At 52.2% G+C, this 20,698-nt stretch carries 16 protein-coding genes; 10 read left to right on the top strand and 6 right to left on the bottom strand.

All coding sequences use genetic code 11. The features are described 5' to 3' along the window. Positions 1–11: 11 nt before the first annotated feature. Positions 12–1,025, bottom strand: a complete 1,014-nt coding sequence (argC, locus tag C9J01_RS15235) for an N-acetyl-gamma-glutamyl-phosphate reductase (RefSeq protein WP_107299012.1) — start codon at positions 1,023–1,025, stop codon at positions 12–14. A 619-nt stretch (positions 1,026–1,644) separates the two neighbouring features. On the opposite strand from argC, the gene ppc reads away from it, so the two are divergent. Next, positions 1,645–4,275: a phosphoenolpyruvate carboxylase gene (gene ppc / locus C9J01_RS15230; RefSeq protein ID WP_107299011.1), complete on the top strand. Its 2,631-nt coding sequence runs from the start codon at positions 1,645–1,647 to the stop codon at positions 4,273–4,275. A gap of 414 nt (positions 4,276–4,689) precedes the next feature. Continuing rightward, the gene (locus C9J01_RS15225) at positions 4,690–5,253 is read left to right on the top strand and encodes a PadR family transcriptional regulator (protein WP_107299010.1); all 564 of its coding nucleotides are present in this window, start codon (positions 4,690–4,692) and stop codon (positions 5,251–5,253) included. A gap of 59 nt (positions 5,254–5,312) precedes the next feature. Here the strand turns inward: C9J01_RS15225 and metF are convergent, their stop codons facing one another. From metF to C9J01_RS15210, 3 genes are all read right to left on the bottom strand, one after another. Beyond that, on the bottom strand, positions 5,313–6,203 hold the full coding sequence (metF, locus tag C9J01_RS15220) for a methylenetetrahydrofolate reductase (RefSeq protein WP_107299009.1): 891 nt from the start codon (positions 6,201–6,203) through the stop codon (positions 5,313–5,315). 330 nt (positions 6,204–6,533) lie between these two features. Beyond that, positions 6,534–8,951 (bottom strand): bifunctional aspartate kinase/homoserine dehydrogenase II, encoded by a 2,418-nt coding sequence (locus C9J01_RS15215; RefSeq protein ID WP_107299008.1) that lies wholly within the window; start codon positions 8,949–8,951, stop codon positions 6,534–6,536. Next, complete coding sequence (locus C9J01_RS15210; RefSeq protein ID WP_107299007.1) at positions 8,952–10,118, bottom strand: O-succinylhomoserine (thiol)-lyase; 1,167 nt, start codon at positions 10,116–10,118, stop codon at positions 8,952–8,954. A gap of 177 nt (positions 10,119–10,295) precedes the next feature. Here C9J01_RS15210 and metJ point away from each other — a divergent pair, with 177 nt between their 5' ends. After that, complete coding sequence (gene metJ / locus C9J01_RS15205; RefSeq protein ID WP_068330548.1) at positions 10,296–10,613, top strand: met regulon transcriptional regulator MetJ; 318 nt, start codon at positions 10,296–10,298, stop codon at positions 10,611–10,613. A 95-nt stretch (positions 10,614–10,708) separates the two neighbouring features. Here the strand turns inward: metJ and C9J01_RS15200 are convergent, their stop codons facing one another. Continuing rightward, positions 10,709–11,959: a malic enzyme-like NAD(P)-binding protein gene (locus C9J01_RS15200; protein ID WP_107299006.1), complete on the bottom strand. Its 1,251-nt coding sequence runs from the start codon at positions 11,957–11,959 to the stop codon at positions 10,709–10,711. A gap of 305 nt (positions 11,960–12,264) precedes the next feature. After that, positions 12,265–12,477 (bottom strand): 50S ribosomal protein L31, encoded by a 213-nt coding sequence (gene rpmE / locus C9J01_RS15195; RefSeq protein ID WP_008988141.1) that lies wholly within the window; start codon positions 12,475–12,477, stop codon positions 12,265–12,267. A gap of 234 nt (positions 12,478–12,711) precedes the next feature. Between rpmE and priA the strand changes: the two genes are divergently transcribed. From priA to rraA, 7 genes are all read left to right on the top strand, one after another. Further along, positions 12,712–14,913, top strand: coding sequence for a primosomal protein N' (gene priA / locus C9J01_RS15190; protein ID WP_107299005.1), 2,202 nt, complete (start codon positions 12,712–12,714; stop codon positions 14,911–14,913). Between the two features lie 172 nt (positions 14,914–15,085). Next, entirely contained in the window at positions 15,086–16,090 is a 1,005-nt protein-coding gene (cytR, locus tag C9J01_RS15185; RefSeq protein WP_107299004.1) for a DNA-binding transcriptional regulator CytR, read from the top strand. 157 nt (positions 16,091–16,247) lie between these two features. Further along, positions 16,248–16,844 carry an SPOR domain-containing protein gene (locus C9J01_RS15180; RefSeq protein ID WP_107299003.1) on the top strand — a complete coding sequence of 199 codons (597 nt, stop codon included), beginning with the start codon at positions 16,248–16,250 and terminating at the stop codon, positions 16,842–16,844. A 279-nt stretch (positions 16,845–17,123) separates the two neighbouring features. Further along, entirely contained in the window at positions 17,124–17,648 is a 525-nt protein-coding gene (hslV, locus tag C9J01_RS15175; RefSeq protein ID WP_107299002.1) for an ATP-dependent protease subunit HslV, read from the top strand. 12 nt (positions 17,649–17,660) lie between these two features. Next, positions 17,661–18,992: an HslU--HslV peptidase ATPase subunit gene (gene hslU / locus C9J01_RS15170; protein WP_107299001.1), complete on the top strand. Its 1,332-nt coding sequence runs from the start codon at positions 17,661–17,663 to the stop codon at positions 18,990–18,992. A gap of 143 nt (positions 18,993–19,135) precedes the next feature. Beyond that, positions 19,136–20,047, top strand: a complete 912-nt coding sequence (locus C9J01_RS15165; protein WP_107299000.1) for a 1,4-dihydroxy-2-naphthoate polyprenyltransferase — start codon at positions 19,136–19,138, stop codon at positions 20,045–20,047. A 134-nt stretch (positions 20,048–20,181) separates the two neighbouring features. Then, the gene (gene rraA / locus C9J01_RS15160) at positions 20,182–20,667 is read left to right on the top strand and encodes a ribonuclease E activity regulator RraA (RefSeq protein ID WP_107298999.1); all 486 of its coding nucleotides are present in this window, start codon (positions 20,182–20,184) and stop codon (positions 20,665–20,667) included. Positions 20,668–20,698 lie beyond the last annotated feature (31 nt).

Here is a 20,698-nt window from a genome sequence, read left to right as displayed (position 1 = left end):
TCTCCTAACCTTTATACCAACGCTGTAAGCTGAGGGAAACCATTTCGAATATTTATGCACTGCATCGCTTGCGACGAGGCACCTTTCAATAAGTTATCAATCGCAGACGTTAAAATAATGTGTCCACCCTGTATCTGCCAGCCAATATCGCAGAAACACGTACCGACCACACTTTGTAGCTTCGCTGCCTGCTGGCCCAACAAACGCACCGCATGCTTGTCGCCATCGCCGACATAAGCTGCTTGCATCGCCGCTTCAACCTGCTCGGCGCTAACACCGTCAGCCAGTTTGGCTGTGATGGTCGCCAAGATCCCACGCTTGAAGTTGCCTAGATGAGGGGTAAAAATAACGTCCTGTCCCAGATGGGTAGCGATTTCAGGTTGGTGGCGGTGGTTGAAAATGCCATAGGCCTGCAAGCTGACTTCACAGAAGCTGTTGGTCATCGACGCCTTGCGGCCAGCACCAGACACACCGCTTACCGCATTGATCACCGGCCACTGCTGGGCATCCAATAGCCCACTTTCAATCAAGGGCTTTAAGGCCAGTTGCGAAGCGGTTGGGTAACAACCTGGAACCGCAACCAGCTGGGCACTGGAAATAGCATCATGGTTCCATTCGGCAAGGCCATAAACCGCCTTTTCCAACCACGCCGGGAATTGGTGGTCAAAGCCATAGAACTGGGTATAAAACACGTCACCCTGAACCCTAAACGCACCCGACAAATCAAACACCTGACAACCAGAAGCCAAAAAGACCGGTGCCAAGTCATGGCTCACTTCATGTGCTGTTGCCAGCAAAACAATGTCACCGGCCTGGGCCACATCTTCCGGCGAGCAAAGTGGTTGCAGCGGCAAATCAACAATGCCTTTTAGCTGGCCATGCAAATCACTGATAGGCTTGTTGGCATCAAGGCTATTGGCAGAAACAAACAACCCCGCTAGGTTGAGTTTTGGGTGGAGGTGTACCATTTTCGCCAGTTCTGCGCCGGTGTAGCCGCTGGCACCGATAATATAGGTGTTCAACATAATCAATCCGTGTATTTAGGTTTTGGGTGCTTTTGATTTGGGGTGTAGCTAGCAGCAGGGCTGCCTCGGGATGGGGTGCGCAGAGGCACCAAGCGAAACTCAGCGTCGTCGGAGGGCGTTTTGTGATTGGCTATTCGCTTGGTTCATGGGGCTTCGTACCTATTTCAGTTCCGTTACAATTCTTGATACCACTTGGTTAACATTCCTGATTTGCTAACCGTATTACGACATAAATATTTTTATTCACATCTTTTGAATTAATATGTTTACCGACATTTGCTACCTGTGTCAACTCCTGAGCGGCAAAAAATAATAAAAGGTGTAATCCCCCACGGCTTTACACTGCCCGAGCCCATTCTTGTGCAGCACAAAGCACTAAATCACACCAAAAATGAAAACTTTCTCGACATATTGCACAGCAAGCACACAGTTTTTGTGCCTTATCAGACCATTTTCAAGAAACTTTGTTACACCCTCCGTTTCATAACATGATAAAAATCAATGCACTGTCGTTTTCTTACTAGTTATGACGATCAATGTTGACCTCAAAGGCTGAACACGGCTAGATTGTTGTCTAATGAGTTAATTGGATGTAATAAATTTACGAGATGGATGCGATATGAACGAAAAGTACAGCGCGCTTAGAAGCAACGTCAGTATGCTCGGTCACATGCTGGGTACGACAATTAAGGATGCGCACGGTGAAGAACTACTGGGTAAAGTAGAAACCATCCGCAAACTGTCCAAGTCCGCCCGTGCAGGCAACCAGGACGATCGGGCCAAACTGATCGACGAACTGCAGAACCTGCCGGATGACCAGTTGTTGCCTGTTGCCCGGGCCTTCAGCCAATTCCTGAACCTGACCAATATTGCCGAGCAGTACCATACCGTCTCGCGCCACAGTGAAGAGCATATCTTCAGTCCAGACTCCATCGATGCCCTGTTTGCCAAACTGGACGATCAGGACATCAGCAAATTCGATTCGATCCAGGCAGTCCGCGACCTTAACATTGATTTGGTTCTTACTGCCCACCCGACGGAAATTGCCCGTCGTACCATGATCCACAAGCTGGTACAGATCAATAAATGCCTATCCAAACTGGAACTGAGCGAACTGTCCAACAGCGAGCGCCAGCGTGTTGAGCGCCGCCTTGAGCAACTTATCGCCCAGGCCTGGCATTCCGATGTTATCCGTAAACAACGCCCGACCCCGCTTGATGAAGCCAAATGGGGCTTTGCGGTGGTTGAGAACTCACTATGGCAAGCCGTTCCTGAGTTCCTGCGCCAGTTTGACGAAAAGCTTACAGCCCACCTAGGTGAAGGCCTGCCAATTGATGCCGCACCCGTCACCTTCTCGTCATGGATGGGTGGTGACCGTGACGGTAACCCGTTTGTGACATCAGAAGTGACCCGCGAGGTGCTATTACTATCTCGCTGGAAAGCTGCGGATCTTTACCTGCAAGATGTCAAAGAGTTGGTCAGCGAACTGTCGATGGTCAAGTGCAACGACGAGGTCCGTGATCTCGCCGGTGACGAACACGAACCTTACCGCGCTATCTTGAAAGACCTGCGTACCAAGCTGACCCATACCCGTGATGTGCTTGATGCCAAAATCAAGGGGTTGGATGCACCAAGCTACGGTATCATTGATGATATCAGCCAGCTTTGGGACCCACTTTACGCCTGCTACCGCTCACTCCACGACTGTGACATGGGCATCATCGCCGACGGCCTTTTACTAGACGTGCTGCGCCGCATCAAATGTTTCGGTGTCCACCTAGTTCGCTTGGATATCCGCCAGGAAAGCACCCGCCACTCGAACGTAATCTCTGAGCTGACCCGCTACCTGGGCCTTGGTGACTACGATCAGTGGAGCGAGCAGGACAAAGTCGCCTTCTTAGTCCGCGAACTGTCCTCCAAACGACCATTGCTGCCTCGTGACTGGGAACCTTCTGACGAAGTCAAAGAAGTCATCGATACCTGCAAGGCCATTGCCGACCAACCGCGCGAAGCCTTGGGTGCCTATGTGATCTCAATGGCCCGTACGGCTTCTGATGTACTGGCCGTTCACTTGCTGCTCCAAGAAGCTGGCTGCAAATTCCGTATGGATGTGTGCCCGCTGTTCGAAACTCTGGAAGACCTCAACAATGCCGAGAGCGTCATCAAGCAGTTGATGAACATCGACTGGTACCGTGGCTACATCCAGAATCACCAGATGGTCATGATCGGCTACTCTGACTCCGCCAAAGATGCCGGTGTCATGGCTGCTGGCTGGGCCCAGTACCACGCCATGGAATCATTGGTTGAAGTCTGTGAAGAAGCCGGCGTCGAGCTGACCTTGTTCCACGGCCGTGGTGGCTCAATTGGTCGAGGCGGTGCACCAGCACATGCTGCCCTATTGTCTCAACCACCACGCAGCCTGAAAGGCGGTCTACGTGTGACAGAACAAGGTGAGATGATCCGCTTTAAGCTGGGCCTACCAGAAGTCGCGGTAAACAGCCTAAGCCTGTATGCCAGCGCTATCTTGGAAGCTAACCTAATGCCACCACCGCAGCCGAAGCAAGAATGGCGTGAGCTGATGGATGTGCTGTCTGAAGTGTCCTGCGACGCTTACCGTGACGTGGTACGTGGTAATGAGGAGTTTGTCCCTTACTTCCGTGCAGCAACCCCTGAGCTAGAACTGGGCAAACTGCCGCTGGGCTCACGTCCGGCCAAACGTAACCCGAAAGGTGGCGTAGAGAGCCTGCGTGCGATCCCATGGATTTTCGCCTGGAGCCAGAACCGCCTGATCCTACCTGCTTGGTTGGGTGCCGGTGAAGCGATCCAATTCTCAATTGACAAGGGTCATGCTGCCCAACTTGAGGAAATGTGTCGCGAGTGGCCATTCTTCTCAACCCGTTTGGGTATGCTGGAGATGGTATTTACCAAGACCAATATCGGTATCGCAGAATATTACGACCAGCGCCTGACTGATAAGTCGCTGTGGCCGATGGGTCAAAAGTTGCGTGATCAGCTGCAAAAAGACATCAAAGCCGTACTGAACGTAGAGAACAGCGCTCACCTGATGGAGCAAAACCCTTGGGGTGCCGAATCAATCCGCCTGCGTAACATCTACGTCGAGCCATTGAACATGCTTCAAGCCGAGTTGCTTTACCGTACCCGCCGACAGGAAACCCCGTCGCCGATGATGGAAGAAGCCTTGATGGTTACCATTGCCGGTATTGCCACCGGTATGCGTAACACTGGCTAACAAATACGTAAAATAACCACAAAGGGCTAGCGTTTACCTGCTAGCCCTTTCTTTTTTCCGCAAAATTCCCCTCTTGCCTCACTTTTGAGACAGCCCCGCCAACCCTCGGTTAACTAAACTAAATCACATGCAGTGAAATCATTTGATGAAAAACCATTTGCATCAAAGAATGAATAGGAAATAACAGGCAATATATAGACCAGCATCACAAGACGGGCAATTGGTTGCACCAGTTTTCGTCGATATCGCGCTCCGATGTCGAAAAATAGTCCATTGATGTGTATGCTACGTGATCTCGATCAGGCACTGCAACAGCACGATTATAAAAACGCCAATGAGCGATGGGTACGTTGCGGCCGTCTCAGGCCATGCCGATTGAGTTATTTTTTTGTAGTATTTTAACGGATAGAAGAGATGTCACTACCACACGTTATTTTAACTGTGTTGAGTAACCGCGATGCCACCGGTTACGATATCACCAAAGAGTTCTCCCATAGCATCGGTTATTTCTGGAAAGCCAGCCACCAGCAAGTATATCGCGAGCTGAACAAGATGGCCGGCAACAACCAGGTAACCTGTAAACTTGAACCGCAAGAGGGTAAACCGGATCGCAAGGTATACTCTATTACCGATCTGGGCCGTCAGGCACTGTTTGAGTGGTTCCAGGAGCCTGCACGCAACCCAACCATCCGCGATGAGTTTTCTGCCAAGCTGGTAGTTTGCGGTGTGCACAACTCCGAGCCAATGCAGCAGCAACTGGAAGGCCTGATTGAAGAGTCACACACGCTGATCAACCACTACAACGAAATGGAAAAAATCCATTTTGCTGACCACAAGAGCCTAGATCGCCAATCCCGTCTTGACCGTCTAACCCTTCGCCGCGCGATCCACAACCGCCAGGCTTGGATTGACTGGGCAGAGGAAGTATTGACCGAGCTTAAGGATATGGATTCGGCAGGTAGCCCAGTTGCCCTGTAAGCCGTAACCAAAGAACATAAAAAAAGCCGCTTAAAGCGGCTTTTCTTTTATCTGTGTGCTTATGCTTTGGCACGAACCCCTAGCGTGTGGCAGATAGCATAGGTCAGCTCGGCACGGTTAAGGGTATAGAAGTGGAAATCCTTCACCCCTTCCCGGCTCAGCACTCGTACCATGTCGATGGCATTACTGGCACCCACCATCTGGCGACTCAGCAAATCATCGTCCAGTCCTTCATACTGCTTTTCAAGCCAGCCTGGAATTTTAACATTGTTGGCATTGGCAAATCGTTTGGCCTGCTTCATGTTGGAGACAGGCAGGATCCCCGGCACGATTTCCACATCAATACCCGCCGCCACACAGCGATCACGGAAGCGTAGGTAGCTTTCCACATCAAAGAAAAACTGGGTGATAGCACGGCTGGCACCGGCATCAACCTTGCGCTTAAGGTTGATGAGATCAGCCTGCGCACTCTTGGCCTCCGGGTGGACTTCAGGATAAGCCGCAACCGAGATGTCGAAATCAGCTTCCGAGCGCAGCAGCTCAACCAAGTCCGCCGCATACATATCGGGTTTGGCACCTTGCTCAGGGAGGTCGCCACGCAGGGCAACGATATCACGGATGCCGTTGTTCCAGTAATCACGGGCAATGCTTCGTAATTCGTCACGGGTCGCATCGATGCAGGTCAAGTGTGGTGCAGCCACCAAACCGGTTTGATCCTTGATGTCCTTGATGATCGAGTGGGTACGGTCACGCTCACCCGAATTGGCACCGTAGGTCACTGAGACAAATTTAGGCTGCAGCGTTTTCAGGCGGTGAATGGAATTCCACAGCGTCTGCTCCATCTGCTCACTGCTTGGTGGAAAGAACTCAAAAGACACATTGATGTTACCGTCAATGTCTGCAATGTTCTGGTTCAGTGAATCCAAGTGGCTTGCGTATGAATACCCCATAATCCATTCCTTACTCTTGTTGGCGCTCGGCCGCTCCCTAAACTGATGACATCTGAAATAACCGTTTAGACGTCTATATGTCTACAGAATGTCTTGTAACCAATTTAATGTCAACATGATGATCATGAATATTTTTCAACTTCAAATTGCATGATCTTCAACATTGGTAGGCCATAAAAAAGCCCGCTGATAGCGGGCTTTATGGTGTTTCGGTATTTTTATGGCAACTTGCACTGGGTGGCTTTGCATAACTGGTGAATTACACTAATCATCAGCATCACCATTAGCCAATTTCACTTGCATTCATCGCCCGTAATCCTCGGCAAAGGGTTACAGCATTGCCGCTAGACGGTTGATATCTGAGAGCAGCGCACCTGCCGTCACGTCACGGCCTGCACCCGGCCCGCGGATCACCAACGGGTTATCACGGTACCAGCGACTCTCGATGGCAAAGATATTGTCACAAGGGAGTAAATTGGCCAGGGCATGCTCACGAGACAACGCCTCGATGCCAACAACGGCCTTGCCATGGCGATCCAAGCGGGCTACGTAGCGCAGTACCTTCTCTTCTTTCTGCGCTTTGCGCAGACGCTCATGCAATAACTCATCAAGCTCGACAGATTGCTCGAAGAAATCATCGACCCCAAGTGATGCCAATGAGTCTGGTACCAGTGTTTCCACTTTGACCTGCTCAGGCTCCAACGGCAAACCTGATTCACGGGCTAGGATCACCAGCTTGCGCATCACATCACTGCCATCCAGATCATGGCGCGGATCCGGCTCGGTCAACCCCTGTTGCCAGGCCAGCTCAACCAGTTGGGAAAATGGCACTGAGCCATCATATTGCTGGAACAGCCAAGACAGAGTGCCGGAGAAGATCCCCGACAAAGCGATGATTTCATCCCCGCTTTCACGTAAGTCACGTACCGTGTGGTTAACAGGCAAACCAGCCCCCACTGTTGCATTGTAGAGCCAGAAGCGGCTGCTCTTGGCAAAGGCATCAATCACCTGGTGATAAGCTTCTCCCGAAGCCGAACCCGCCACCTTATTAGCAGAGATCAGGTGCAAACCAGACTCCGCCACTTGTGGGTAACGCGCTGCCAACTCACTGCTGGCAGTCACATCGAGCACAATGACATCGTCATAGGTATTGTGGGCCAGCACCGACAACCATTGATCACCGCTATATTCTACTGACTCATCGTCAAAGGCATGTTGGGCACGGCTAACATCAATACCGTCAAAATCAATCCAATGGCGGCGGCTATCAACCACACCAATCAGGGTAAAGCTCATACCGTGGCGCTTTTCCAATGTGGCTTTCTCGGTTTCGAATAGCTCCAGCCACCGGCTACCGATATTGCCCTTGCCACAAAGCACCAGACCAATCCGCTTCTGGGCCTGGAACAAGTTCTGGTGAATCCCCTGGATCAAGCTATCGGTATCGGCCTTTCGCAATACCGCGACCAAACTCAACCCCGATTCAGACTCAGCTATAAACTCTAGCGCCTGCCCTTTAAGTTGCTGGTAGAAGCCATAGCAATGCACCGCATTATTCACCACGCCGGCCCCTACCGCAGCGACCAGAGAGAACCCCTCGCGCAAACGCAGTTCGGCGGCAATGCCGCTATCCTGAAGTTGGGCCAGAACGCTGTTAACGACCTCGGCAGTATAGGCCAGTTGCACCCGGCCTTTATCTGGCTCAAAGCTGCTGGCAAGCGGCTGTAGTTGGGTCCGCTGCAGGAAGCGCTCGATATCTGTAGCAATAGGGGCAAAATCATGGGCGCGGGTCACCGATAGTTCGATCAGGCACACCTCATCAAGTGACGTGATGATCTTGGCCCCGCGTCCTGACGCAAGTACCCGTTCCACCCGGGTCGAGCCTTGCTCCGGTTGGTGGCTGCAACGCAATGTCAGGTCAATCGCACTTTGTGCAACGGGCTGTAAGGTACGGCTATGCAAAACAGGCGCAGCCAAGCGGGCCAGTTCACTGGCCTCATCCAGTCGTAGCAAAGGCAGTAGGCAAGCATCTGCAACCTTACGCGGGTCAGCACTGTAAACCCCAGCCACATCACTCCAGATTGTCACCCTATCAACATCAGCCAGGGCACCAATCACGGTTGCCGAATAATCCGAACCGTTACGGCCGAGTAGTACAGTCTCACCCGCGCCATTTTGTGCCATGAAACCGGTGATCACGACACGCTGTTGACTGTACTGAGCGAGCTGCTCTTTGAGCAACGGCCAAGATAGCGCACGGTCAACTTCTGGCTGGGCGGCCCGCTCGGCCCGTAGGAACCGGCGAGAATCAAGGTTGGCTGCAGGTAGTTGTTGTTTAGTTAGCAAAGCGGCCAACAAACGGGCTGACCACTGCTCACCGTGACCAAGCACCTTGGCTTGTTCAGCCTCTGACTGTGGCTTTTCGGCCATACCCGACAGAACACCTAACTCAAGGTGCAACTGGGTCAACAGTTCATCCGCTACCTCACCGTCAAGCAGCGACTCAATCAGCCCCTGCTGAAAACTACGCAGAGACTGCAAAGCCTCATGGGCCTGACGGCCATCCTTGTCCAGCAGTTCAAGCCATTCGATCAGGCAGTTAGTGGTTTTACCTGCCGCCGATACAACGACCAAATCATTTTCGCTGGAATACTCACGCAAGATCTCGGCCACCCTTAGGTAGCACTCTGGATCAGCTAAGCTGCTGCCGCCAAACTTGTGCAATTGACGCGTAACAGGATGACTCATTTACGCTACCTCCGCCGCTTTGTTGAAAGCCTGCTCCAGATCGGCAATCAAATCTTCAGGATCCTCAAGGCCAACCGATAGCCTCAACAGGGACGGTTTCAGTCCAGCCTCGGCTTGGGCTTCATCCGACATAGCACGGTGGGTCATACTTGCCGGGTGACAAATCAAGCTTTCCGTGCCACCGAGTGATTCCGCCAATGAGAAACAGTTTAGCGTTTTAACAAAGACTTCAAGCTGCGCCATACTACCGGCAATCTCAAAGCTCAGCATTGCACCGAAGCCCTTTTGCTGCTTGAGTGCTATCGCATGGCCAGGGTGCTCTGGTTGGCTTGGGTGGTAAATATTCCCTACCAACGGTTGCTGTTGCAGGTAAGCCAGGATCTGACGGCTGTTTTCTTCATGCATCCGCATCCTTGGTGCCAAGGTACGCAGGCCACGCAAGGTCATATAAGCATCAAACGGCGCACCGGTGGCACCAATACAATTTGCCCACCAGGCGATCTCCTCGGCATGCTCCGCCTGCTTGGAAATCAATACCCCACCGACGACATCTGAATGACCATTGATGTATTTAGTCGTGGAATGGACAACAAAATCAGCACCAAGGGCAATCGGCTGCTGGAGGATCGGAGACAGGAAAGTATTATCCACCGCCACCAGCGCACCCACTTGCTTGGCCGCCGCACAAATCTCGGCAACATCGACAATACGTAGCAATGGGTTTGACGGGGTTTCGACCCAAATCAGCTTAGGCTTTAGGGCCAGTGCTTCGGCGACAGCTTTTGGATCCGTCTGATCAATGAAGCGTACTTTGAAATCACCCTTACCCGCACGGGTATTAAACAGGCGGTAAGTGCCGCCGTAGCAGTCATGAGGGGCAATAATCAAATCGTCCGGGCCAATTAACGCTGAAGCCAGCAGGTTGATTGCCGCAGTCCCGCAGTTGGTCACCACAGCACCCGCCCCCCCTTCCAGCTCTGCCAACGCATCAGCCAGTGTGTTACGGGTTGGGTTACCTGAGCGGGAATAATCAAATTCTGGTACCTCACCTAATTGCGGAAAGCTGTAGGTCGAGGTTAAATAGAGAGGGGGTACCACAGCGTTGTACTGGGTATCAGATTCGATGCCGGTGCGAACAGCGACGGTAGCTAGCTTCTTGTCACTCATGTTTACTTTCCTTGTCAGGGTGGCCCTGGCGAATAACTTTTATGCAACAACATAACGACAAACACCGAAGACGTCAACACTTCTAGACGTCTATATGTCTTTGCTTATGGCGGTAAATCCCGCTAAAATTCAGGCATACTATATTTCATCACTTTTATATCGCTGAGAAGGTAAAAAATGGCAGAGTGGAATGGCGAATACATTAGCCCTTACGCGGAACACGGTAAGAAAAACGAACAAGTAAAAAAAATTACAGTTTCGATTCCATTGAAGGTTCTAAAAATCCTGACCGATGAGCGTACCCGCCGTCAGGTCAACAACTTACGCCATGCTACCAACAGTGAGTTGCTGTGCGAAGCCTTCCTGCACGCCTACACTGGCCAACCGCTTCCAACCGATGATGACATCCGTAAAGACCGCCCAGACGATCTTCCAGCCGAAGCGAAAGCGCTGATGGAAGAGATGGGGATCACCTACGAAGACATCAACGAATAATCGCCGGCGACTGGGTCACCATGATGTCAGCGTAATATGACAATAAAAAAACCAGCCTTGTGGCTGGTTTTTCTTTGCTTGGCTTAATAAGAAACTTATTTTGCTTCCATGTAACCAATCGGCATCTCAATTTGGGCAACGCCAGAATCTACAGCAGCCTGGGCAACTGCCTTAGCAACCCGTGGTAGCAGGCGTGGGTCCATTGGCTTAGGAATGATGTATTCCGGGCCAAATTCAAGCTTGTCTGCACCCGCGGCAGCAACCACTTCGGCCGGTACCGGTTCTTTGGCCAGCGCACGGATAGCATCAACCGCCGCCAGTTTCATTTCGTCATTGATTTCACTCGCACGCACATCAAGTGCACCACGGAAAATGAATGGGAAACAGATAACATTGTTGACCTGGTTCGGGTAATCCGAGCGGCCGGTACCCATAATCAAATCATCACGTACCGCATGGGCTAGCTCTGGCTTGATTTCAGGATCAGGGTTAGAACACGCAAAGACCACAGGCTTGTCAGCCATCAATTTCAGCGCTTCAGGTGCAAGCAGATCAGGGCCAGAGACACCAACAAAGATATCCGCACCTTCAATCACATCTTCCAGGGTACGCTTGTCGGTGTTATTGGCAAACAGCTGCTTGTACTCGTTGATATCGTCACGGCGGGTATGGATCACACCCTTACGGTCCAACATGTAGATCTTCTCGCGCTGGGCACCACACTTGATAAGCAGTTCCATACAAGCCACAGCCGCTGCACCCGCGCCCAAGCAAACAATCACCGCTTCGTTGATGTTCTTGCCCTGAAGCTCCAGGGCATTGAGCATACCCGCAGCCGTCACAATCGCCGTACCATGCTGGTCATCATGGAATACTGGAACGTGGCAACGCTCAATCAGGCGTTTTTCGATTTCGAAACAGTCTGGGGCTTTGATATCTTCGAGGTTAATACCACCGAACGTATCAGCAATATTGGCAACCGTATCGACAAACTCGTCAATCGTGCGGTGCTTCACTTCGATATCAATAGAGTCAAGGCCAGCAAAACGTTTGAACAGCAGTGCCTTACCTTCCATTACCGGCTTAGAAGCCAGCGGGCCAAGGTTACCCAAGCCAAGGATAGCTGTACCGTTAGTAATTACGGCAACCATGTTGCCCTTACCGGTGTACTTGTAGACATTTTCTGAGTTCTGAGCGATTTCACGTACTGGCTCAGCCACACCTGGGCTGTAAGCAAGGGCGAGATCTTCTACGGTGTTGGCTGGCTTGGTGAGCTCGACAGCAATTTTTCCTGGTACTGGGTATGCGTGGTAATGAAGGGCCTGTTGGCGAAAATCTTCAGACATAGTGTTCGAAATCCTGGCTGGAGGTGACTTTATTTTGGAATTTGGACATAGATCATATTCTATGGCAGCACAAAATCCTAGCACCGAACATCTGGTCGATCCAATGATTCCCGGACCGAATGTTCAACATCAATGGGGAATATTGCGGCTCAAGGGGTCACTTTAAGAGGGAATCGCCAATTTAGCTGAAATAGGGATACAGATAGGGAATGGGGCAAGCGAAATGATGGAATAAAAGAAGGGGCCGGACAGGGATAAAAAAAGGGATGCTTGCGCATCCCTTTTTTCGAAATTCATCTGGCAAATTACTTGCTAGAAAGCGCACCGAAACGCTTGTTGAATTTGTCGATACGACCACCAGAGCTAACCTGACGCTGCTTACCAGTGTAGAATGGGTGACACTTGTCGCATACATCAAGGTTGATGTCTTTACCCATAGTAGAGTTAAATACGAAAGTGTTGCCGCAAGAACAACGAGCGTTTACTGCAGTGTACTCTGGGTGAATACCTTGTTTCATGGGATAACCTCAAAAGTAAGGCCGTGTCGCTCTCCCGATCCTAAGCCGGGCACCACACGTCGTTAATATCAAAACGTAACGGCAAGAGCGCCAATACGTCAAATTCAGGCGGCGTATAGTAATCAATCATTCTGCCCAGATCAACCAATATGCGCCTTTTTTCGCCGCTTTGCCGCCCGAGGCTGGGCAAGGTACACTTCTCTATCTTAGTGCATGCGGATTTAGCGGTTAAATATGACGCCCAACATCGCCCGAGTGGCCCTTCCTGTCCCCCTGGACAAGCAATTTGATTACTTGGTCAAAGCTGACCAGCAGCCAGTGATCGGTGGCAGAGTCAAAGTACCTTTTGGGCGGCAGCAACTGGTTGGGATTGTCATGGCACTGACCGATAGCTCCGACTTTCCCCTCAACCAGCTCAAACCTATCCATCAGGTATTGGATGCGGCACCGTTGTGGGGGCCAAGCCTATTCAAGTTACTAACCTGGGCAAGCCAATATTACCAATACCCCCTGGGTGACAGCCTAGCCAATGCGATGCCTACCCTATTGCGAAAAGGGCGGGAAGCGGCGCCTTCTGCACTGAAAATGTGGCAACTGACCGAAGCCGGCCATAATCAGCCTTTGACCGCCCTCAAGCGAGCTCCGCGTCAGGTTCAGGTGCTAACCATGCTGCGCCAGGGGACGCTGAGCCATGAGGCCTTGCTGGCCGAAGAAGTCAGCAGCGCAACACTGAAAACACTGGCAGACAAAGGCTGGATTGAAACACTTGAACAAGCGCCGACTAACCGCAGTTGGAAGGCTGGGTTTGCCATAAATGAAGAAAAGCCCCGCCTGAATGAAGAGCAGGCGCTGGCGATTGCCAGTGTCAACGCCAACCCTGAATTTGGTTGCTACCTGCTCGAAGGGGTGACAGGTTCAGGCAAAACCGAAGTTTACCTCAACCTATTGGAGCCTGTTTTAGCTGCCGGTAAGCAAGCGTTGATCCTGGTACCGGAAATTGGCCTAACGCCACAAACCATCAACCGCTTCCGCCGCCGCTTTAATGTCCCGCTGGAGACAATTCACTCCGGGCTTAATGACACCGAGCGGCTGTCGGCTTGGCTCGCTGGACGCGATAACCAAGCCGGGATAATCATCGGTACCCGCTCGGCGTTGTTCACTCCGTTTGCCAACCTCGGCATCATCATTGTCGACGAAGAGCATGATGCCTCCTACAAACAGCAGGACAGCCTACGCTACCATGCTAGGGATCTGGCCGTGATGCGTGCCAGCCAGGAGAATATCCCGATCATTCTCGGTTCGGCAACACCGGCACTGGAAACCTTACATAACGCCAAAAGCGGAAAGTACCACCACCTTATTTTGTCCCGCCGGGCGGGTAGCGCCCAGTCTGCGCGCCATGGCGTGCTGGACGTCAAAGGACTGTACCTCGAAGCGGGGTTATCTGCACCACTGATCGCCCGGATGCGCAAGCACCTTGATGCGGGTAACCAGGTCATGCTGTTTCTCAACCGGCGGGGATTTGCCCCTGCCGTGATCTGCCATGAATGTGGTTGGTTGGCAGAGTGTAAGCGCTGTGATGCCTACTACACTTTCCACCAGCAAAGTGGCGAACTGCGCTGCCACCACTGCGGGACCCAGCGCCCGATGATGCACCAATGCGGCCAGTGTGGCTCAACCCAGCTCAATGCGGTGGGAGTCGGTACCGAGCAGCTCGAGCACCAACTCGAGACTTTGTTCCCAAGCTACAAAACAGTGCGTATTGACCGTGACAGTACCCGCCGTAAAGGCAGTTTGGAAAACTACCTCGAGGCGATCCGCAACAACGAATGCCAAATACTGATTGGTACCCAAATGCTGGCCAAGGGGCACCATTTCCCCGATGTTACGCTAGTCGCCTTGCTCGATGTCGACAGCGCACTCTTCAGCAACGACTTCCGGGCCAGCGAGCGCTTGGCCCAACTGTTTATCCAGGTTGCCGGCCGCGCCGGCCGCGCCAGCAAACCCGGTGAAGTGGTATTGCAAACCCACCATCCAGAACACGCTTTACTACAAGCGCTGCTGTACAAGGGCTATGAGCACTTTGCAAAGGGCGCGCTGAGTGAACGCAAGCAGGCATGGCTTCCGCCATTCACCTACCTAGCCCTGCTCCGTGCCGAAGCCAACCAAAGTGAACTGGTCGAACAATTCCTCCAGCAGGTACGCGGCATATTCGAAACCAGCCCGATAGCCAGCGTGGACACGATGGTTATGGGTCCCAACCCTGCCCCGCTCTCCCGCCGGGCAGGCCGCTACCGTTGGCAATTGTTGCTGCAAGCACCGAGTCGCAAGGCCCTGCAGCAATGGTTGTCCGTTGCCAAGCCAGCAATTGCTTTGCTTCCGCTCGCCAAGAAGATCCGCTGGTCAATTGATGTTGAACCGCAAGATTTAACTTAAAATGAACAATGCGACGTACGTCACATATCGGATGTAATTTATGCTGTTTAAAGCATGTTTAATCCCCGACAGACAGCCTACAATAACAAGCTCGCTGGCTCAGGTATCGGCCGTTTTGGCCATGGTCCCCCAGCGGCAAAAGAGAGAAAAATAATAGAGAGGAACCTTAACTATGGCGACAATGAAGGATGTTGCCCAGCTCGCCGGCGTCTCGACGGCCACGGTTTCCCGTGCCCTGATGAACCCGGAAAAAGTGTCAGCCTCAACCCGTAAAAAGGTTGAACAAGCTGTCATGGATGCTGGCTATTCACCCAATTCACTGGCTAGGAATCTTCGTCGCAACGAATCAAAAACCATCGTCACTATCGTACCTGATATCTGTGATCCCTATTTCACCGAAATCATCCGGGGTATTGAAGAAGCGGCAATGGAACATGGCTACCTTGTCCTGCTTGGCGACAGCGGACAGCAAAAAACCCGCGAAAATTCGTTTGTAAACCTGGTTTTCACTAAGCAAGCCGACGGTATGCTACTACTCGGCACCGACCTGCCCTTTGATGTCAGCAAACCCGAGCAGAAAACCCTACCGCCGATGGTCATGGCCTGTGAGTTCGCCCCTGAGCTCGAGCTGCCTACTGTCCATATCGATAACCTGACAGCCGCTTTCGAGGCAGTCAATTACCTGACCCAAATGGGCCACAAACGTATCGCCCAGATTGCTGGCCCGGATACTGCCGCCTTGTGCCAATTCCGCTCACAAGGCTACCAGCAGGCCCTACGCCGCGCCGGTGCCGAACTCAATCCAGCTTATACCGTCAAAAGTGATTTCAGCTTTGCCGGCGGCGCACGTGCCGTCACATCACTGCTGTCACTGCCCGAGCCTCCGACGGCACTGCTATGCCATAACGACGTCATGGCTATCGGTGCCATGCAACAGGCTAAGCGGCTTGGTTTCCGTGTTCCACAGGACCTGTCGATTGTCGGCTTCGATGATATCCAGTTTGCTGAGTACTGTGATCCGCCACTCACCACGGTTTCCCAACCGCGCTATGAGATTGGCCGTCAGTCAATGCTGATGCTGCTTGATATCCTCAAGGGTAAAGACATTGCCTCTGGCTCGCGCCTGCTTGATGCCAAGTTGGTGATCAGGGAAAGTGCTGCGCCACCGGCTAACTAGCCCGACGGCAAGCCAGTGCCCTTATTTTGGGCACAAGCTCACAAAACCCATGCCTTACGGTGCAACCTGAAAGTCAGGATGCATCGCAAGGTCTGGTCAGCGCTGACGCAAATTTGTACCATAGGTTAATCCTACTCACCTTATACTGATCGACACCGTGGCTACCAAAGATTACGTCAAACGCGGCCGAGCCGCCGCCAAGAAACCCCGTGGCAACCGCAATCAAGCCCCAAGCAATGGGTTCCCATTCAAATGGGCCACTATTGCCGTATGTTTGGTTGGGGCGCTAGGTTACGGACTGTATTTCCTGTCCTCAAACCCGGCCCCGCAGCAATCACAGCCACCAACGAGCACGCCGGCAACCAAGCCCGAGCCAGTAAAACCGGTAAAACCGACGCCTGTCACGCCGCCGAAGGCCGCCAAACCGCTACCGCCAAAGCCGGAAGAGAAATGGCGCTATATCGAAGAGCTGGAAAACAAAGAGGTACAGGTTGAGGCGAAGAAAGAACAAGCCCCTACCCGACCATACCTGATGCAGTGCGGGGCCTACCGCAGCCAAAGCCAGGCCGAAGAGCGCAAGGCAATGATCGCCTTCCAGGGACTGACCAGCCAAATCAAGGTCAGCCAAGGCGAAAAAGGCAACTGGTACCGGGTGGTCCTTGGTCCTTACCCACAAAAGCGTAAGGCTGAAAGCGACCGTAACCAGCTACGCCGTGCCGGTATCGAACCGTGCGCCATCTGGTTCTGGGAGTAGTTAAGCAATAGAAACATTAATAAGCCTCCTAGCTTTTTCTACTTGTTCGCAGGGTTAAATTTCAAAGCTTACTCACCATGGATGGTGAGTTAGAGCTACATGGATGTATTTATGCGTCTTTGAAATTTAATTCTGTGCTCAAGCAAGTATTACAGCCACTCCCTTATTACACCGCAGCATCCTTTTCTTTTCCCCCTTGAAACTTCTTCATCCCGTCCCCAGATCTGCATTATATCGAGACCGGCACATTGGCCGGAGCAGACCAAAAGAGGTAAGACCGTGACAACTATCGTATCTGTTCGTCGAAACGGTAAAGTCGTTATCGCTGGTGATGGCCAGGTTTCCCTAGGCAACACCGTCATGAAAGGTAACGCCCGCAAAGTGCGCCGTTTGTACAACAACAAAGTTCTGGCTGGCTTTGCCGGCGGCACAGCGGACGCCTTCACCCTATTCGAACGTTTCGAGCGCAAGCTGGAAATGCATCAAGGCCACCTGCTAAAAGCAGCAGTGGAACTGGCAAAAGACTGGCGTACTGACCGTATGCTGCGCAAATTGGAAGCCCTACTGGCCGTTGCAGATGAAACGGGCTCGCTGATCATCACAGGTAACGGTGATGTGGTTCAGCCTGAGAACGATCTGATCGCTATCGGCTCTGGCGGCAACTTTGCCCAAGCAGCGGCCACCGCCCTGCTAGAGAATACTGACCTGAGCGCCCGTGAAATCGCTGAGAAATCACTGACCATTGCCGGTGATATCTGTGTATTCACCAACCAGTTCCACACCATTGAAGAGCTTGAAGAATAAAAAGGAATGGCTATGTCTGAAATGACTCCTCGCGAAATCGTCCATGAGCTTGACCGCCATATTATCGGTCAGGATAAAGCCAAGCGTGCGGTGGCCATTGCCCTGCGTAACCGCTGGCGCCGTATGCAGCTGCCTGAAGAGCTGCGCGTCGAAGTAACCCCGAAAAACATTTTGATGATCGGTCCAACCGGTGTCGGTAAAACCGAAATCGCTCGCCGCTTGGCAAAACTGGCCAACGCGCCGTTCATCAAGGTTGAAGCGACCAAGTTCACCGAAGTGGGCTATGTGGGTAAAGAAGTCGAAACCATCATCCGCGACCTAACCGATGTGGCGATGAAAATGACCCACCAACAAGCAACCGAGAAGGTACGCTTCCGTGCCGAAGAGCTTGCTGAAGACCGCATCCTAGACATCCTTTTGCCACCGGCACGCGATGCTTGGGGACAAAATGAAGAAGCCGACAACAACTCGTCAGCTCGCCAGTCATTCCGCAAAAAACTGCGTGAAGGCAAACTGGACGACAAAGAGATCGAGATTGATGTGGCTGCGCCGCAGATGGGCGTAGAAATCATGGCGCCTCCTGGCATGGAAGAGATGACCAACCAGCTTCAAGGTATGTTCCAGAACCTTTCAGGCAACACAACCAAGAAGCGCAAGATGAAAATCAAGGACGCGATGAAAGCCGCGACCGAAGAAGAAGCAGCGAAACTGGTTAACCAGGAAGAGCTAAAAGAGCAAGCTATCTTCGCAGTTGAGAACAACGGTATCGTATTCCTAGACGAAATCGACAAGATCTGTAAGCGTGGCGATACGTCAGGCCCAGATGTGTCTCGCGAAGGTGTCCAGCGCGACCTACTACCACTGGTTGAAGGCAGCACTGTTTCGACTAAACACGGTATGGTTCGTACTGACCACATCCTATTTGTTGCATCTGGTGCTTTCCAGGTTGCCAAGCCATCGGATCTGATCCCTGAACTCCAAGGGCGTCTACCAATCCGCGTTGAGCTAGAAGCCCTGACCAGCCATGACTTCAAGCGTATCCTTACCGAGCCAAATGCGTCTCTAACCGAGCAGTACAAGGCTCTAATGGCAACCGAGTCTGTGGACATCGAGTTTGCCGAAAGCGGTATCAACAAGCTGGCCGACGCCGCCTGGCAGGTCAACGAGCGTACCGAAAACATCGGTGCCCGCCGCCTACACACTGTGATGGAGCGCCTGATGGAAGAGTTGTCTTACGACGCTTCTGAAAAATCCGGTGACAAGATTGTGATCGACGATGCCTACGTGACGTCTCGCCTAGGTGAATTGGTCGAAGACGAAGATCTAAGCCGCTTTATCCTGTAATCCGGCCCAAATACCTTCCGCAAACGGCACCCAATCGGGTGCCGTTTTTTTGTTCTTAAACAAACAAAGTGGCGATAAAGTTGCCCCCTGCTACAGTTACGCCATAATAGGCACCTACTCGTTTATCGGTTTAAGATCACATTATGAAATCATCTTCTCTCGCAATTTGGCTCGATGCAGCAAGACCGAAAACCCTGCCTCTAGCCATCGCCTCAATTGTTTGCGGCAGTGCAGTAGCAGGATGGCAAGGAAGTTTCTCCGCAGTTATTGCAGGCTTGGCCCTGCTGACCGCTCTGTTATTGCAAATTCTATCTAACCTCGCCAATGACTACGGTGATGCAGTGAAAGGTACGGACAACGATCAGCGCCTGGGTCCCCAGCGTGCGATCCAGTCAGGCCTCGTCACCCCGACCGCCATGCGCAAGGCGATGGTCCTCAATATTATCCTGACGGCAATCAGTGGCCTGAGCCTGATTTTCATTGCCACCAACAACCTGCAGGATATGGTGGGTTTTATGCTGCTCGGCCTGATGGCGATTGCAGCGTCAATTGCCTATACCGTGGGTAATAAGCCTTACGGTTACCGTGGCTTAGGCGATCTTTCGGTACTGATGTTCTTCGGTTGGTTGGGCGTTGCCGGTACCTATTACCTGCAAGCCGGACAGATTGATTCGATCATTATGCTACCGGCAACCGCCTGTGGCCTATTGGCAGTCGGTGTGCTCAACATCAATAACCTGCGCGATATCGACAATGACCGTGAATGCGGCAAGCTGACGCTCGCCGTTCGCATGGGACCGGAATGGGGCCGCAAATACCACCTATTCCTACTGGTTGGCAGCGTACTCTGCCTGGCACTGTTTGCCATGCTGGAGCTGCATTCACCGTTTGGCTGGTTATTTATTCTCAGTGCCCCGTTGCTGTTCAAGCACGGCAAGCAAGTCCTGCACTCAACTGACGGTGCAGCACTGCGCCCGATGATGGCGACCATGGTCAAATGCGCATTGTTGACCAACCTGCTGTTCGCCGCTGGTGTCGTTTTGGCTGCAGCCTAATTAGCCCTGACTTTCACAGGGATATATCCTTGTACGAAGGTTAAATAACTGGTTATACTTTCAACAAGTTAAGTTTGGCCGTTGTTGTTAGCGGCCACAACAACCCTTTTCAATTGCCACAGAAGAACGCGCTTATGGAATACAATACGTCCGAGTTATGCGATATCTACCTCGATAAAGTTGACGTCGTCGAACCCATGTTCAGCTCCTATGGCGGTCGTAGCTCCTTCGGCGGCCAAATCACTACCGTTAAATGCTTTGAGGATTGCGGCCTGATCCGCACCGCTCTGCAAGAAGCGGGAGCTGGCCGGGTGTTACTGGTCGATGGTGGCGGGTCGCTGAGACGAGCTTTGGTGGATGCCGAGCTAGCTCAACTAGCCGCCGACAACGAATGGGAAGGGTTGATCATCTATGGCTGTGTCCGCCATGTTGATGATCTTGACGAATTGGATATCGGCATCCAGGCCATGGCCTCTATCCCGGTCGGCGCCGATGAAAACAGCATTGGTGAAGTGGATGTTGCCGTTAACTTTGGTGGGGTGACCTTCCTGCCGGAAGATCATATCTATGCCGACAACACCGGTGTGATCCTCTCCCCCGATCCGCTGGATATCGATTAGCCCTAATCGCAGCAGCACCTATATACAGACA

It is taken from the genome of Photobacterium rosenbergii (genome assembly GCF_003026455.1).
GTDB classification, from domain to species: Bacteria; Pseudomonadota; Gammaproteobacteria; order Enterobacterales; family Vibrionaceae; genus Photobacterium; species Photobacterium rosenbergii.
This window is presented reverse-complemented; position numbering and strand designations above follow the sequence as displayed.